Genomic DNA, 12412 nt, shown 5'->3' on the forward strand with positions numbered 1-12412 from the left:
TTCTAGTGCGATAGGTTTAATAAACCGTTAAATTATTCAATAGTCCTTATGTTCCTGTTTTATCGCTCATGCTGTCAGCCTTTTCCTAGCGTTGTGGGCGCGAAAAGGCCTCGGCCTTCGCATTCACAAGAACGAAGGGCTCAACAATGAATATTACTCATGCTTTTAATGCTAGAACGATGAATACATATCAGCTGCGTGGATTATATAAAAACGTGTTCAATCAGATTAGCCGATCAAAGCGCAGCATCATGGCATTAAGTAAGCTTAATGCTGCGCTTGCAGCCATTCAGTATGAAAGTAAGATGCGGCTTTAGCTGCATCTTTTTTTGAAAACAGACGATAAAGAGGTCATGACCGATTTGTTGGATGAGCAAATAGCAGCACGATAGTGCTTTCCTTATGCCGCAGTCTGGCGGGTGGTCATAGAGCTTATAGGTATAAGCTCTATAACGGAGCTAGTTAGCACGGGCTAAAAACATGAACTTCATCATGAGCGGTTTCAACTGTAAAAATATCGCCAGACATTTCCCAGTCTTGGGCCATGCGCTCATAGTCAATATAGGCTTGTAAGTGCTGCGGGACTTCGCTTGTGTCGCTGGTAAACTGCTCTGCATAGTCTGCAAGAGATGAATAACAGCCATGATAATTGTCCTCTAGCGCGGTTTTTGCTTGGTCTAAATCGTAATGTTCAAGCAGTTTTGCAGCTAATGGACCATGTTCGTCAATAAACGTCGCTATTTGATGAACGGACTGCAATCCCTCCCATTCACTGAGTGACACACCTTCAAACCCTTCATAATCATGAATTGCGTATTCCTCAGCGTTACTGACAGGGCTGCTGGTAAGCATCGATTGTATTGCCTCTTGCATATCATCGACAGCCAATGTGGCATCAATCCAGACCCCATGTAAGTATCCAGCATTGTAAGCGGCTAAATCAGCTACATAAATTTGAATGTCATTTCTCATAGTCTGTTATCCTTTTGTTCGGTGTTGGAGCTATGCGACAGCACGAAGTGCGCGCGTCATGGCTCCTGCCGACTAGGGCGACTAGGCGGGGGTGAAAAAATCAGGAAAAATTGCGGAGGGTCCGCCCCGAGCTTGTGAGGATAAGGTGGAAACCGTCATTTTTCTTGATTTTGAGCGGACAAGACCGCTCTCTAAGGTGAATAGTCGGGGCGTTACGGGGTGTCCCCGCTAGAAAGGGTGGCGCAAAGCGCGAAGCGATTGAAGGCAGGGAAAGGCCTTTCCCCATTTAGGCATAGAGCAGGCTGATCGATTTGAAATATCGTTCACGTCCTATGTCACTTAGAAGAGATATCTTACGATGACCAATATAGTGTTTTATAAATATTCTATTGTTAAGCAGTCAAATGATGAGAATAGATTGAATACTTGCTTAAGCTAGAATACGCTGGCTGAAATACTAAGCTAAGGATCTGTTCTTTTTATGGCAAAACGAAAATCAATTCCGTCAGATATTAAGTTACGCTTGTTCGCTGCATCTGCGGGACACTGTCAACGGCCAGAATGTTTGGCGACTCTGTACCCACTAGAGTTAAATGGCATTAAACACATTGCTGAAATGGCTCATGTTATCCCACACGGTGAAACTGGCCCGAGAAAGGAAGAAAGACCCAAGGAAGATTTTAATCCAGACTCATTTGATAATCTAATTTTGCTGTGTCCAACATGTCATACAATAATTGATAAAAACCCAGATGCGTACTCTAGAAGTACTTTGATTACGTGGAAAAGAGAGCATTTGGCAAGTTTGACGAAATATCAAGGAATTTCCAAATATGACAGCCGAGAAGAGGTGAGGAGTGTTATTGTAGACAGAATGGATGAAAACAGGGCTATTTGGGAAAAGTTTGCCCCTGTGGATGGTATTGAGTTTGAATACAATCCTGAGTCTGAAACGGCGGGCCTATGGGAGCAAAGAGTGAAAGGCGTCATTCTGCCTAATCATTATCAAATTCTCTCTATCTTAAAGTCAAACACGAGTCACATGACTGAGAGTGAAAGGCAAGTCTATGCAGAATATAAAGAACATGTTCGAGGTCTAACCGACAGGCATATTTGTGGCGTAGCGGGTAAAGCTATTAGGTTCCCGAAAGGAATGGAAAAGATTTTCTTATGAAGTGGCAGGTTAAATATACTCTAGAGAACTTAAATAGAGAAAATGAAAAAGTTTGTGCAAAGCACGTAGAGAACGATGTTGTAGAAATTATAGCGGATGGGAAGCCAGATGTATTAGCAGCGATTTATGGTGGTTATCGTGTGTCTGAGGATGTTGCAACGGAATATGTTCGGCTAAACCCTAACATTGACTTTCTTTGTGGGTATCGCAAACAGTGTGTTTGGGAAGGGGCTGCAATCGCTTACCTAAAAGAAAGAAATATCGGCTGGGGTAACTTGGGTACGCTTGGGTCTGCTATCTTGGATGGTAATGCAAACTTTGCAGAACATAAAGTATATGCGTTCGCAGCAAGATTAATTCACCAATATGGTATCGTTGACAATGCAGAGCGAGAATTTGACCGTATTTTTCTAGTAACTCTAAAAGGTGGTCAAACCTTACGTATTGGGTTAATCCCTGATTATGAACCAACTGCCGACAACATCAGAGGTTTGTGGGATGAATTTGGGCCTGTTGACATCGCTTGGAATATTAACCCTAATGGTGATCCATGTGCCAACGCTATCACAACAGGAAAAGAACTCGGATGTGCTGTGTTAAAGACAGAAGGAATGAAGCAATACCTTCAAAGCCTTTGATGAGTGCAAGTAAAGTTGCAATTCACCTGATTAATAATTGTTTGTCATTAAAATACTTTGATGCATATATGTTTGGGTCGACTTTGAAAGGTGTAGGTCGAGATATTGATATCCTTATAGTTGGTCCATCTGGTAGAGCATTATCTAGTTTAAAAGAAGAGATGCTAATAGCGAGTAGAGAACTGCCTCTAGACGTTTTGTATATGCTTCCCTCAGAGGCAATACAAACCGACTTTATACGCCAAAAAGGTTGTATTGAACTAACTACTCTAGCTAAAAAGCGTTGATAAACGGCTATCTCTATCCAGCTTGGTCAATAATATTTTGATGACCTATATAGGTTGGTGGTATTGCGATTTACCCCTGTAACAGTTTAGGTGTAACTACACCTAAGCAAGTAAAGATAAAACTATCACTTGTGGTTTTTCAAAACAAACTGTGCAAAGTCTAAGATTCTTTGAGCAGCAATGTTCTCAGCAACCCAAGTATCCAAATCATTCTTGGTTACAACATCTTGCTTTTTAGGGATCACTAAGAGTTGATAGTTTCTGCTGCGTATAGGTAAACCACAAGTACTGAAGTGAATATCCATGTCAGATAGGGCGAGGCTTAGATAATACTTTTCACCGTCTTTTAGGCAATCATCGTCTACAATGAGCAAATAAAAGTCGTCCAATACCGGCGTTAATACATGCTTGTTGATGGAATAGCGAGTTATTTTTGCTTTACAGTAAAACTCTCGATTTTGTGTATGCATTTGTCTGATCAGTGCGGCACCATGGTGGGAACCACCAGAGTTTGACCACAAGATACGCTCGTCATGCCATGCATATATGGATACGTTGATCTCTCCAGAGCTGCCTATACCTTCGCCCATCAAATGCGCAATATTGTTTTGAAAGTCTAGATCTGTGGTAAAGGCTAGATTGTCTCCCTCCCACATATTCTGCCCCCATTCTAGAGCATCTTTATATTTGGAGGCGTTTGAGCTTTCAGACCAAGTCATAAAGCTTTTTGATGCTGAAAAACTTTGCAGTTTTTTGAAATCAAAATGTTCGTCATAAGTGTTTTCAATGCTTACGAAGGCACTGATGGCGTCTTTTACTGGCTGTAATTCTGGACTAGAGCCATATACGTGTGTCCAAGATATACCGTGCGTCATATGCTCCAGCCTTATAAGTGACGCTTCTCCGTCAACTGTCACAGGTGGGATGCTAACTTCTTTAAGGGTGAGCTTTCTAAGCTCATCTAATGCACTGATTTTTGGTGAAATCAAAAGTCCGAGTATGGACCTGAGAGAGTGCGCAAATTCCATAGGCTTCCCTGCAAGTTTATTGGTGATACGGCTATCCGATTTTAATGTGCCGTGTTTGGGTCATAGCTGTAGACATTGTCACAATACAACGGTTTAATAACAATTGTTAATTTCAATAATCAAAAACATCGCTGGCAAAAGTTGGTGAACAGGTTCCAAGGAATATCTTTGGTCGATTTCCAATAGCGAAATATTGGCGGCATCCAATCGGCGCACGGTTGGTTCAGGTTTCCAAAGGGCAGGAATACGCTCTTTGGTCGATGGGGTTGCCAGGGGAGCGCGAATGCTCCCTTGGATGCGGTAAAACTGCACAAGTTTTTGGTGGCGGATCTGTCTTGGTTTTTTACCACACGGCCAACACGTTTTTCTTATTAAGGCACGAAATTAGAAAAAGCGATAAGGGATGCAACGGGAAAAAGCGCAGCGGCTTCCCTTGCCAAGAGAGCCCCTTTGTATTTGAGGTCAACTAGCACACGTCAGTGTCGTATTGATTTCAAATGTATTACAAAGGGGACATCTTGCGGGAAGTAACATGAACAAATAGAGAAGTTATTAAAGTGATAGCTGAATCGATAAGTTCTGATTGATGCTTCTCCAGCGGATCACATCTACAACGTCGGAAGTCTTAGGTATACTTTCAATATATATATCTTCGTCCATGTGGTATTCAATTTCTATGGCTCCATTAGAGAAGACTACAAAGGTTGCACACATCAGGTAAGCATCGCTATATCCATCAACGAAGGCAAAACCTCTAAAAGCCCTATAGCCCTCCTTGTTAAATGCACCATATTTATAGGTAATAAAACAATTCTCATTGTTCAAATGGTGTAGTAATCCAGCCTTGCTGTTGTTTGTAACAACGTGCAAACCAGAATGCCAATAGAGCTTAAAAATTAAATATTCAATTACAGCATTATTGTCCTCTGAAAGTTCCATAGGAGAACTCATAGAGGGCTCAATTCTAGATGGAGGAAAATCTAGCGGAATTGACGGTAGTAACGCTAAGCGCTGCCTCTCCACAAGAGCGTAAGTTACATAGCTTTTTTCTGTCTCAAGGTCTTTTAGGAAAACTTCCATTAGCAATGAAGCTGGGTCGAAATTTAAAAAAAAGTACTTAGGGCTGTGGGAAAAATTGAACTTTTCATTAAAGATTTTTCCAGATGAGAATGTAACGGTTTTAGTCGTAAGGGAAAACATAACACATGTTTGAATTATTAACCCTTTTGATAATGAGTATTCATGTAGTAAATGTCTGGAAATGTAGGTCAGTGAGTCAAAAGATGACTCGAAACCTATTTTTTCTATATCTTTCTTGGTTCGAAAAAACTCTTTGGCGAAACGGCTATTTGATTTTTGTAAATAGTATTTGGTTTTTTCAATATCTATTGAATTGTCAGTCCCCCAGAAAAAATGATGTAACGCTAATATTTCGTTTGTTCTAACCCAGTTATCTTTTAGTGATGATGTGAAGAAATTAACTGCTGTATCAAAACACTTTTCTACTCCAATCCCAGTGTAATAAATAACTCCTAAAATTAATTTTGCCGCTTCGTACCCTTGTTCAGCGGCAGATTTTAGGTATTTATTTGCTAATTTCATGTCTGGGTTAACTTGGCCTCCAATGAAATATGAAAAACCAAGATTAAAGCTGGAAAACCCACACCCCTCTAGTGATCTGCATGTCCAGTCATGAATCATTTTTGTTTCAATTTCATTATAATCTGAAGCTGGGACATACCAATTGTACTTTGCATATGACCTAATGAAGTCATAGCGATTGTTTATTTCTGCTAACATCCTTTCTGCTGAGCAGGGGCGTGCTTCCACACTGAATGCGAGGTAATTATCTATAAAAATTGATAAAATCTGATTATATATGAAATCATTCGTTTGATTGAAAAAATCACATTGCAATATGTGTTCTGGTAAGTTTAAGTTCTCTTCAGTTAATTTACTTGCTATTTGGAAAGAGTTAGATGAGAGTTCCTTCCAAGATTTTTGGTCATTTGGTCTGAAATTAAGAATTTTTTGTGTTACGCTGCTCGATGCAAAATCTTGTATTAATCTGAGAAGGTAGTTAGATGTTTTTACTGGGTTATACTTCCATGCAATGCCCATTATATTCTCAGTAGTGATAGTCCCCTTTAAAGATGAAAGTACAAACCACTCTCTCAATATGTCAGGTTGTAAAGCGGGGATGTATAGATCAGTGAAGAAAGCACTATCAGCAATGTCTGTACCATTTATAGTTAGGGCTTGATTAAAATCGTGCTTGCTAACAGCTCCTAATAGATTATTGTTCTTAGCCTCAGTTACGTCTAAACCTCCCACAATATTTGACAGAACTGCGAGTCTCATAGACTCAATATCCTCTCCAATAGCTGGAGTTGATGACCCCCATACTGCTTTCCAGCGCGTATGGTAATCCCGCGTTAGAACTTCATTCAAAAGGTGTTCGCGAGTCTGCAAATTCACTATTGTGTCGTAATCATAATATTGCCCAATAAAGCTTGCAAACAGAGGGTTTCCTTCATGGATGCAACTTTGAAGTAGAAGGGTTACCCTTTTAATGTGGGTTTCTTCAAATTTTTTACCTGTTGTTATCTCGAATGAAAGTTTAATAATTTCAAGAAGGTTGTCTTCATTCAAGCCTCCCAATTCTAGAAAGCCACTCTCAAATCTACATTGATTGATACTGTGATTGTCGACTCCATTTTCAGAAACTAACATAAACCATGCAGAGCATTTATTATTAGATATTTTATGTTTCTCTTTTTCTGAATTAGTTGCTTTTAAATCTTCTTGATACCAACTTTGTCTTTCAACTAAAATTAACCTGACTTTTTCCTCTTTTTGGTTACTTTTACTGCACAAAAATTCAAGTAGTGTTTTTATAGTTTTCTCACGGCCTAGGACATAATCAAAAACTATTAAATGAGGGACAGTAGGGTTCCACTCACTTAGTTCATTTTCGAATTTATCAACTGTATTTAAACTCAAGTCATGTTTGCTTTTCCAAAAGCCTGCAATCCAGCCTCTCTCTCTAGCTTCAATTACCATTTCGTAAGCAAGTCTACTTTTCCCCATCCCTGATGAGCCAGCTATCTGAAACCAAGAAAATTGTTCATTAGAATCAATAAACGCTCTTAACTTTGCGAGCTCATTTTCCCTACCAACGATTTTCTTTATTGCTCTATTAGCGAAGTGATTTATGCCGTTTGAAACCCTAGGCTGAGGTAAACCCAATGGCGGGTATTGGCTTTCTCTAAAGTGATTTATTGAGCTACTTAGTGTCTCAAAGTTGAAGCTGGAGTTTCTTTCACTGCAATACTTTATAAAATCAAAAATAAAGTTAAAAATGGAAATTTTATAATGTTTTTCATGAAGGTGTGCAGAATAGCAAAATGCAATTTTTGAGCTTTGAGAACCTAAACCTTTGTTAGATACCCTTGCTAAGGTATTCCAGTCACATTGTGTGTAGCGGTCGACATTTTTTCTAAATAGTAACTGTTCTTTTGGTCCTTTTCCTTCTTTTGTTATGTAGGCCCAAAAGAGTTTTCCAACCCAAACTTTCTTGCTGTCGTGATCTTTGTAATCAGTACCTGAAACTGATAGGCAGATTAGATTTATAGCTGCTCTAACTTGTTTTGGTAAAGCTCTCCAATAAGTCTCAAAATTAAAAGTGTCCATCTTCTAGGCCTGTGCAACATCAGCTGTAGGCCCAGTGTATATTTAACCTAAGCTCTCTTAAAGTACCTCAGGAATGTTTTCGACATTCCCTCGTTCAAGAGCTAATTTGATATGCAATGGGTGTAAGCGGTCTTTAGCTATTTCCCATATGGCCTCAGATACTATATCCCCTACATTTTTGCCTTCTACTTTTGCCATTTCCCTACATAACACTCTTGCCGCTAATTGCATGTCTTCAGTGCGAAAATTAACTTTATCATCGAAGTCTTTTGAAGCTCCATTGAATTCACTTTTTGCCATTCCATAGCCTTTCAATTTTTTACCATAAAAATGGTTATCCTATTTGGGGTAATGAGGTCAATAGAAAACGTCACTTCCTTTTTTATGGAAATGAACTTCCCGTCTTCGCCACATACGAGTATTAGATAATTTTGCATGCTTGTTCTATCTGCTGAACCTCTTCAGTGGGTAGCAATCGGCCAATTGTTTAATTAGTGACTTAAAAATGAAAACAGCGCTGTTTTCACTTAATGGTGAAGACAATGAATTCAAAAAAGCATGACTTAAAATTTATGCCGCAAAAATACTTTGCAGGCAAAGAGAACCAAAAAGCGTTAAACGAAGGGTTACGAAGAGTTGGTAACAAGTATCAATGGTCTGAACGAGATGGTTTGGAAGAGCTATCAATCCTCCATGCAAATCTGTTCTGTAATGCAAAGCTATCGGTCATTTTTGTACCTAGCTGGGAAGTGATGACGGATTTTGAAGGTCGAACCATTCGCAAACAGCTTCATGATCCAAATACATTTTTGCGTAGCTGGGACTTACTCGCCAATGAGTGTTTAGTTGTCCAGTCTGAAGATGAAGTTTATGCGGCCCATGTTGCTAATTGGTGCGAAGAGCACCTCAAGCCGCAACATGATGAGGAAGACTTTTGATGCTTCTTTTAAATTCAAAGAGCATAGAGGTGGCTGCTATTGCAGCCACTTTTGAGCTCACTCAAGTTTCCCAATCGTGGTGCTCCACTCACTTAGTATGAAGTTAAAGGAAGCAACGTTGACACATGCAGTGTTCTTACACACGTAGGTCTTTATCCAGTCTAATCAGTTCAAAAAGAGGTGGCAGGCATGAAATCATCAAACCAGGCAGTATTAAAAATAGTTTTGGAATGTACGTTGCTGGTATCTGCACTTATTGCAACGCTGACAGGTATTGCGCTTTCAGCGTATCACGGTGATGGTCTCTTTTGCCTCGCATTCGGGATAATCGCTGTTCAGGAAGTCAGAAACTTAATTTCAACTTTAAAATCATCAAATGGCGGTCAGTAAAATGACCGCTTTTCTTGAAACTTTAGTTCACTACGCCAAGCTGCCAGCACTTGTGATTGTTGAGGCTGTCTTGGCTCTCTTTGACATCCGCTTAGCGTACTTATCGGAGCAGCTACAAGCAATCATTGTTGGTTTTGTTGCGTTCTTCTTTTGGGGGCATGTCATCAGAATAACTCTCACCTTAGTCCTACGCAAAGTGTTTGGTTATTACGGTAGGGGGGCGTGAGAATGAGCCTTTATTTAGCTGAAAAGCACTTGCCGCAGCTGATAGCCCTAGTGGGTGACCTGCAATCTATGCCAGCGGAAGATGTTTTGGCAGTAATGGCTGTATTTGCTGTCACTTACATTATTACTGGCTTGATTCTAAAATTTCTTTTCCTTCAGATGTTTAGAGCGCTAGGGCTATATTCTCCAAGGCTTTATAAAGCGCTGCCCAGTGTGCTGCCTGGGTGGAGAAGTGTATTTCGTTTAAAAATGGCCTTTGCACGATGGCGCGAGATCGTTTTCAGATTTGGTAAACAGCATACGGCTGGGTTTTCGTCCACACTCAGCACGATGACCATGGAGTATAACAACGGCTCTCAAATTGTCTTGGGTAGGGTTTGGTTTGCAGGCTTTGGTTTAGTTAATCCTGTTGGAATTTCGATTAAAACCCACTTAATGATTTATGCAGCTTCTGGCGCTGGTAAATCAGTTTATGCACTGACCTTGATGTCTCTATATCAGGGAAGTTTGATCATCATTGATCCGAAAGGAGAGCAGACCGAAAAACGCGCCCCCTATGATAAGCGTGAATGGGTACAGTTGCATCCGCATAATCCAGAAAAATCAGACCAGTGGAACCCTCTGAATGACATCAAGGCTGCCATGCAGCGCGAAGGGCAAGATGCTGCTGTGAAATGGTGCCAACGTTTAGCCAATAGTCTCATCATTACGTTAGCTGATAGCAAATCCCCTTTTTTTACAGATACGTGCAAAAGCTATGTGACAGCACTGCTATTGCATATGTTATCGGCGTATGAAGACAAATTTCACACGCTCCCATTTATGCACGAAATAGCTTGTCATGGGCTGCGTGTTTTTAACGAAGACGGTTCACTAGAGACAACATCTGAAGAAGCCGTTGCGTTGCTTAATAACCAATTGCTTAATAATACTGCTTTTGATGGTGCTGTTGCTTCAAGCGCGTCTGCCTTTATCAATGCCTCAGGAGATACGAAATCTTCATTGATTGCAACGCTCCAACAGCAGTTGCAATGGCTAGCATCTCCTTCGGTGAAATATATGTTGTCTGCGACAACTAAGTCGCTATCAGAAGCAAAAACACGTAATGACGTCGCGTTTTCATTTGTTGCTCCAGTGCTGAGCTTACGCGAAGAGCTAAAGCCTTTATTTCGCCTATTCACAAATTTTGTTAATTACACCTTTGAATCTGTGCCTAAAAAATCGGGACAAACGTTGTTTGTTATCGATGAAGTTCAGGCTATGGGGTACAACGAAACGCTAGAGACTGCGCTGCCTGTTGCGCGTTCATACGGACTTTCTATTGTGGCGATTGCTCAGGACCGTGAAGGTATGAAAGCGGCCTATCCCAAAACCTACGGCAGTTTTGAAGGAAATGCGGATGCAGTTTTGTTCATGGGTACAAATCATCCAGATAACTATAACTATGTCAGTGAAGCGCTTGGCAAGAAAACACACGTCCAAAAAGACCCTAGAACAGGTAAGAAAACATACAGAGAAAGCTTGGTGATGACCCCTGATCAGGTCAAGCGTTTTCTATCCCCAGATACGGGTAACTTAATTGTCATTCGAGCTGGGGCAAGGGCTATGCGCCTTAAGCTGGCTCCTTACTTCAAAGAACTACCAGTTACAGCATTTGGCCTAGATAGTGGGCATAGAGAGCCAATTCTACGCTTTCTGAGCAGGCTGATTTTCAATCCAAAATCCATTTTTAGACACAGGAGTAAAGGTGAGCGCCTGAACAGTTAATGCAACGCTCTGGCGATGCAGTGCAGCTTATTCAATGAAGATAATGGTAATGAAATTTTGACAGGAGAGGACAGAAGCATGAACACACAAGATGAAAATACACTCGGCGTATTCGCTCATATCAAGCAATCCGTACAAACGCATCAGATCCCTGATCTGACTTTAGTAAAGAGCTTATTTCAGCAAAGAAAACGAGAGCATCAAGAAAAGCTCAATGCCTTAGAGTTTGAAATTCAGCAATGCGTTCACCGTGCGGAAAACGCAGCCAGTGCGATGTACCAGAGACATTATTACGCAGCTGACAACTCCGTAATTAATGATGTTGTTAGCCCATATCACCCCTTTAATCAAGAAAAGGAGTAGCCCCATGCAAAAAACATCCATTTTTGACTCAATCGTGATCACCACACTTGAGTCACTTCGCCAGCCCAGTGCGGCGGCATCGCTAAAATTAACCGCATTGATTGTGACATTTGTAGTGGCAGCGATTGTCTCGTTGGCGGTGACTGGCTTTGAAGCCCATATTGTTTTTGCAACTTTTGAAACAATCTTCGGGGAAGACGACACGATTTGGAAGCCTTGGATCATGGCCTTGGCGAGCTTAATCCTTGTGCTTGCTGTGCATTTCTTAGCGCATAAGAACGCAAAACACCCCGTGATCAAGTTTATTGATAGGCTCGCAGGGTTATTGATACCCGTCTATTTAATTGGCATCGGCGTTTTAATTGTCGCTAGCCTTTATCATGGCGGCGTGGGAGACATGTTGTTTCCTGAAGACATTGTTTTTCAAGCAGAACAGTTAGATCCGCAGAGCAAAGACCCAATGGCTAAATGGATGGTGGATGTTGTTTCTCCGTTAGCGGGTGTTCTGTTTTCTATTGGTATAGGCTCATTGACAGTTATATCCGTGTTTGTCGCAAACCATGCGCTCACTAAAGCGGAGCAGTCATTTCGAAAAGCGGTTCAAGTCTATAGCGCCGTTAAACAAGACAATAGAAATATCGCTGAGTATCAACAAGCCCAACAACAATATGAGGCACTGCAAAAAGAGTTAGACACACTAAAAATGCGGGATGACTTTGCACTATGCAATGAAATTGCAGACGAGGTGCTGTTGACCATTCAGCATGGCTTGGAGCCAACCATTAACTTACTCAATCGAGAAAAGTTTATACAGCGTCCAGAAGGCCTAGTGCCACCAAATCAGATCAACATAGCGGCTTTAGAGAAAGCAATAAAGCCAATTCAATCAATCACACGTGATGACATTTTAAAACACACTCAGTAATGGGAGATATTC

At 40.8% G+C, this 12412-nt stretch carries 14 protein-coding genes; 10 read left to right on the plus strand and 4 right to left on the minus strand.

The genetic code is table 11. The features are described 5' to 3' along the window. Nucleotides 1-146: 146 nt before the first annotated feature. On the plus strand, nucleotides 147-317 hold the full coding sequence (locus DS891_RS01360; protein ID WP_174168598.1) for a hypothetical protein: 171 nt from the start codon (nucleotides 147-149) through the stop codon (nucleotides 315-317). A 145-nt stretch (nucleotides 318-462) separates the two neighbouring features. On the opposite strand, the gene DS891_RS01365 is transcribed toward DS891_RS01360, so the two are convergent. Then, on the minus strand, nucleotides 463-972 hold the full coding sequence (locus tag DS891_RS01365; RefSeq protein WP_174168599.1) for an antirestriction protein ArdA: 510 nt from the start codon (nucleotides 970-972) through the stop codon (nucleotides 463-465). Nucleotides 973-1453: 481 nt separating this feature from the next. On the opposite strand from DS891_RS01365, the gene DS891_RS01370 reads away from it, so the two are divergent. From DS891_RS01370 to DS891_RS01380, 3 genes are read left to right on the plus strand one after another with little or no spacing between them, the layout of a single operon-like run. After that, nucleotides 1454-2146 carry an HNH endonuclease signature motif containing protein gene (locus DS891_RS01370; protein WP_174168600.1) on the plus strand — a complete coding sequence of 231 codons (693 nt, stop codon included), beginning with the start codon at nucleotides 1454-1456 and terminating at the stop codon, nucleotides 2144-2146. Beyond that, on the plus strand, nucleotides 2143-2784 hold the full coding sequence (locus DS891_RS01375) for a hypothetical protein (RefSeq protein WP_174168601.1): 642 nt from the start codon (nucleotides 2143-2145) through the stop codon (nucleotides 2782-2784). The genes DS891_RS01370 and DS891_RS01375 overlap by 4 nt, the downstream gene beginning before the upstream one ends. Continuing rightward, a complete protein-coding gene (locus tag DS891_RS01380) occupies nucleotides 2784-3071 on the plus strand; it encodes a nucleotidyltransferase domain-containing protein (RefSeq protein WP_174168602.1) in 288 nt (95 codons plus the stop codon). Before DS891_RS01375 ends, DS891_RS01380 begins: the two co-directional genes overlap by 1 nt. 125 nt (nucleotides 3072-3196) lie before the next feature. Here the strand turns inward: DS891_RS01380 and DS891_RS01385 are convergent, their stop codons facing one another. From DS891_RS01385 to DS891_RS01395, 3 genes are all read right to left on the minus strand, one after another. After that, complete coding sequence (locus DS891_RS01385) at nucleotides 3197-4099, minus strand: DUF6685 family protein (RefSeq protein WP_174168603.1); 903 nt, start codon at nucleotides 4097-4099, stop codon at nucleotides 3197-3199. Between the two features lie 552 nt (nucleotides 4100-4651). Next, complete coding sequence (locus DS891_RS01390) at nucleotides 4652-7792, minus strand: tetratricopeptide repeat protein (RefSeq protein ID WP_174168604.1); 3141 nt, start codon at nucleotides 7790-7792, stop codon at nucleotides 4652-4654. A 57-nt stretch (nucleotides 7793-7849) separates the two neighbouring features. Continuing rightward, complete coding sequence (locus DS891_RS01395; protein ID WP_174168605.1) at nucleotides 7850-8092, minus strand: hypothetical protein; 243 nt, start codon at nucleotides 8090-8092, stop codon at nucleotides 7850-7852. 242 nt (nucleotides 8093-8334) lie between these two features. Here DS891_RS01395 and DS891_RS01400 point away from each other — a divergent pair, with 242 nt between their 5' ends. The 6 genes from DS891_RS01400 to DS891_RS01425 all read left to right on the plus strand — a co-directional run bounded on the left by DS891_RS01400 (nucleotide 8335) and on the right by DS891_RS01425 (nucleotide 12400). Next, a complete protein-coding gene (locus tag DS891_RS01400) occupies nucleotides 8335-8730 on the plus strand; it encodes a hypothetical protein (protein WP_174168606.1) in 396 nt (131 codons plus the stop codon). A 189-nt stretch (nucleotides 8731-8919) separates the two neighbouring features. Then, a complete protein-coding gene (locus DS891_RS01405; RefSeq protein ID WP_174168607.1) occupies nucleotides 8920-9120 on the plus strand; it encodes a hypothetical protein in 201 nt (66 codons plus the stop codon). 1 nt (nucleotide 9121) lies between these two features. Next, nucleotides 9122-9346 carry a hypothetical protein gene (locus tag DS891_RS01410; RefSeq protein WP_174168608.1) on the plus strand — a complete coding sequence of 75 codons (225 nt, stop codon included), beginning with the start codon at nucleotides 9122-9124 and terminating at the stop codon, nucleotides 9344-9346. Nucleotides 9347-9348: 2 nt separating this feature from the next. After that, complete coding sequence (locus tag DS891_RS01415; protein ID WP_174168610.1) at nucleotides 9349-11112, plus strand: type IV secretory system conjugative DNA transfer family protein; 1764 nt, start codon at nucleotides 9349-9351, stop codon at nucleotides 11110-11112. Nucleotides 11113-11190: 78 nt separating this feature from the next. Next, nucleotides 11191-11475 (plus strand): hypothetical protein, encoded by a 285-nt coding sequence (locus DS891_RS01420; protein WP_174168612.1) that lies wholly within the window; start codon nucleotides 11191-11193, stop codon nucleotides 11473-11475. Nucleotides 11476-11479: 4 nt separating this feature from the next. Next, nucleotides 11480-12400, plus strand: coding sequence for a hypothetical protein (locus tag DS891_RS01425; protein WP_174168614.1), 921 nt, complete (start codon nucleotides 11480-11482; stop codon nucleotides 12398-12400). Nucleotides 12401-12412: the final 12 nt, after the last annotated feature.

The sequence above is a fragment of the Pseudoalteromonas sp. JC28 genome, assembly GCF_013319255.1.
Lineage (GTDB): Bacteria > Pseudomonadota > Gammaproteobacteria > Enterobacterales > Alteromonadaceae > Pseudoalteromonas.

What these genes read in the sequence shown, in the direction of transcription:
- DS891_RS01360 (WP_174168598.1), top strand. Translation starts at nt 147, where the DNA reads ATGAATATTACTCATGCTTTTAATGCTAGAACGATGAATACATATCAG.
- DS891_RS01365 (WP_174168599.1), bottom strand. Translation starts at nt 972, where the DNA reads ATGAGAAATGACATTCAAATTTATGTAGCTGATTTAGCCGCTTACAAT.
- DS891_RS01370 (WP_174168600.1), top strand. Translation starts at nt 1,454, where the DNA reads ATGGCAAAACGAAAATCAATTCCGTCAGATATTAAGTTACGCTTGTTC.
- DS891_RS01375 (WP_174168601.1), top strand. Translation starts at nt 2,143, where the DNA reads ATGAAGTGGCAGGTTAAATATACTCTAGAGAACTTAAATAGAGAAAAT.
- DS891_RS01380 (WP_174168602.1), top strand. Translation starts at nt 2,784, where the DNA reads ATGAGTGCAAGTAAAGTTGCAATTCACCTGATTAATAATTGTTTGTCA.
- DS891_RS01385 (WP_174168603.1), bottom strand. Translation starts at nt 4,099, where the DNA reads ATGGAATTTGCGCACTCTCTCAGGTCCATACTCGGACTTTTGATTTCA.
- DS891_RS01390 (WP_174168604.1), bottom strand. Translation starts at nt 7,792, where the DNA reads ATGGACACTTTTAATTTTGAGACTTATTGGAGAGCTTTACCAAAACAA.
- DS891_RS01395 (WP_174168605.1), bottom strand. Translation starts at nt 8,092, where the DNA reads ATGGCAAAAAGTGAATTCAATGGAGCTTCAAAAGACTTCGATGATAAA.
- DS891_RS01400 (WP_174168606.1), top strand. Translation starts at nt 8,335, where the DNA reads ATGAATTCAAAAAAGCATGACTTAAAATTTATGCCGCAAAAATACTTT.
- DS891_RS01405 (WP_174168607.1), top strand. Translation starts at nt 8,920, where the DNA reads ATGAAATCATCAAACCAGGCAGTATTAAAAATAGTTTTGGAATGTACG.
- DS891_RS01410 (WP_174168608.1), top strand. Translation starts at nt 9,122, where the DNA reads ATGACCGCTTTTCTTGAAACTTTAGTTCACTACGCCAAGCTGCCAGCA.
- DS891_RS01415 (WP_174168610.1), top strand. Translation starts at nt 9,349, where the DNA reads ATGAGCCTTTATTTAGCTGAAAAGCACTTGCCGCAGCTGATAGCCCTA.
- DS891_RS01420 (WP_174168612.1), top strand. Translation starts at nt 11,191, where the DNA reads ATGAACACACAAGATGAAAATACACTCGGCGTATTCGCTCATATCAAG.
- DS891_RS01425 (WP_174168614.1), top strand. Translation starts at nt 11,480, where the DNA reads ATGCAAAAAACATCCATTTTTGACTCAATCGTGATCACCACACTTGAG.